The following is a 2,475-nucleotide window of genomic DNA, read 5'->3' on the forward strand; positions in this document are numbered from 1 at the left end:
GCCAAGGTTGGCCAGGTGCAGATCATGGCCAATGGTAAAAAGCTAGTAGCCGCCGTGGGCTTGGGTTCGGCTGATGACCTCACCACCGACACCCTCCGTAAGGCCGCCGCTGTTTTGGCTCGGGCCGCCACCAGACACAAATCAGTGGCTTGCGACTTAGCGAATGTTTCTGGGTTGCCGTTGGCGGCCGCCACCCGAGCGGTGGTAGAAGGCATGGGTTTGGCCGCCTATCGCTTTGGCTACAAATCAAAAAAATCTGATGCGGTATTAGCCAAAGTGGTACTCACTGGTTCAGCCGCTGCCGCAGCAAAAACTGCCGTAGCCGATGCCGAAGCGGTATTGGCGGGGGTGAGTTTGGCTCGAGATTTAGTCAACGAACCCGGAGGCAGCCTGACTGCCCCCAAGTTTGCTAACAAGGTGCGGCGCATGGCTAAAGAAACCGGTCTCACGGTAAAGGTCATGGACGAAGCGGCCATCAAGCGGGCCCGCTTGGGCGGTCTCTTGGGCGTCAACCGGGGGTCCACCAACCCCCCTCGTTTTGTAGAACTTACCTACACCCCGAAAGGTCGGGCTACCGGCACCTTGGCTTTGGTAGGTAAAGGCATCACCTTCGACACTGGTGGCCTTTCTATTAAATCCGGTCAAGCCATGATGGATATGAAAATGGACATGGGTGGGGCGGCCGCTGTGGTGGGTGCGATGTCGGCTCTGCCGGCGTTGGCGCCAAAATGCAAGGTAAAGGCCTACATGCCCATGACCGACAACATGTTGGGCGGCGACGCCACCCGCCCAGGCGATGTGTTGACCATTCGTAATGGTAAAACCATTGAGGTGCTCAACACCGATGCCGAGGGCCGCTTGGTGCTCGCTGATGCTTTGTCGTTGGCTTCTGAAGCAAAGCCCGATGCCATTATTGACCTCGCTACCTTGACCGGGGCTTGCATGGCGGCTTTGGGCCCCCGCATTGCGGGGCTGATGGGCCACCACGATGGTTTCGTAGCCCAAGTTGAAGCGGCCGCTGCGAGTTCCGGCGACCGGGTATGGCGACTTCCTTTGCCGGCGGATTATCGCAAAATGTACGACTCGTCAGTGGCCGATATGAAAAATATTGGCGGTCCGTACGCCGGGGCGTCTACCGCGGGGTTGATCCTGAGTGAGTTTGTGCCCGAAGACATCCCTTGGGCGCACCTTGATATTGCCGGCCCGGCCTTTACCGACGCCGCCGAAGAAGATCGAACCAAGGGCGGCACCGGTTTTGGGGTACGGCTACTGCTTGACCTCATTGCCTCTTTCGAAAAACCAGCGACCTAACTGTTGCCTGCTGTTTGCAGCGCAGGTTTAGCGCTCGCTGATGCACGCTGCTCTCGAGTTTGCTTGATTTTTTGCCGTTGCATTGCCCACCGGGCCGCCTCGGTGCATACTTCGGGGCTGAATCGCCAAGAGTTGAGTTGGCGTTCAATGGCTGCGAGGTCTTCGCCCAAAAAGAGCAGAGTCAAGGCTAGGTGGCGGGCCCGCCGCTGTTGTTGAGCATCAGGGCCTTCTAAAGAGGCTTCCATCAACTTTTGGTGCCGGTTGCGCAGGGTGACGGGCAGTCGCTCCAGTTGCAGCAAGGTAAGCGGCGGCATAAAGCGGCGAACCTGCAAACTGGCTGGGCCACTTTGGCGGGCCATACGAAACTGGCACAGTCGCCCCAGGGTTCGCATGAAAGGGGCGTGGCGTCCGCCGTTTAGGCGTAAACCAATGCTCATGGCGGTGTCGGGTAGTTCAAGGTCAAAACCATTGGGGTGCTGGTCGAAGCCCGTGGCAAGGTGGCGTAAAAGCCAACTGGCGCTGGGGCCCAAAATGCCCAGCCAATAGGTTTCGGCGTAAGCAGAGCGAGGGTCGTAGCCCAAACGGTCGACGAGGGGATCTTCCCACACTTCGAAATATAGACGGTCGGTGGGGAGCGCAAGTGATTGGGTCATGAAGGCCTCCGAAGGCAAAGAGATTAATTAGCAGAGGAAGCCTTCAGTATCTTTCAATACATTTCAATCTTTGTCAAGTGAAACTTTGGTGGTGGGAAAAGTAGTCGGTGAAGCCAGACTGCCAGATGAACCAAAACCTGGCCCAAGCAGCAGTCATGGTGGCTGCCGCCCAACAGGTGGTGGTGCTTACCGGGGCGGGTATTTCTACCGATAGTGGTATTCCAGACTTTCGTGGTCCTAACGGAGTGTGGACCAAAAACCCTGACGCTGAAAAAGCTTCGCACATTGATGTTTATGTAAACGACCAGGCCATTCGCCAAAGCAATTGGAACCTTCGAGCCACCGGGGTCTTGTGGCCCGATATTGCCCCCAACCCTGGCCACCGGGCTTTAGTAGATCTCGAAAATCAAGGCAAACTCCGAGCCCTAGTAACGCAAAACGTGGACGGTCTGCACCAAATGGCCGGCACCGGCTTAGAAAAAATGATTGAGGTGCATGGCAACGTGCACGA

The 2,475-nt window shown here is 57.0% G+C and carries 3 protein-coding genes; 2 read left to right on the forward strand and 1 reads right to left on the reverse strand.

The features are described from left to right. Positions 1–15: 15 nt before the first annotated feature. Entirely contained in the window at positions 16–1,311 is a 1,296-nt protein-coding gene (locus EYQ49_06665) for a leucyl aminopeptidase (protein ID HIG25552.1), read from the forward strand. On the opposite strand, the gene EYQ49_06670 is transcribed toward EYQ49_06665, so the two are convergent. Continuing rightward, a complete protein-coding gene (locus EYQ49_06670; GenBank protein HIG25553.1) occupies positions 1,308–1,964 on the reverse strand; it encodes a hypothetical protein in 657 nt (218 codons plus the stop codon). The two genes, EYQ49_06665 and EYQ49_06670, sit on opposite strands and share 4 nt — an antisense overlap. Before the next feature lie 125 nt (positions 1,965–2,089). On the opposite strand from EYQ49_06670, the gene EYQ49_06675 reads away from it, so the two are divergent. After that, the coding region (locus EYQ49_06675; GenBank protein HIG25554.1) for an NAD-dependent deacetylase at positions 2,090–2,475 on the forward strand (386 nt) is incomplete at its 3' end.

The sequence above is a fragment of the Acidimicrobiia bacterium genome, assembly GCA_012959995.1.
In the GTDB taxonomy this organism is placed as follows: domain Bacteria; phylum Actinomycetota; class Acidimicrobiia; order Acidimicrobiales; family MedAcidi-G1; genus MedAcidi-G2B.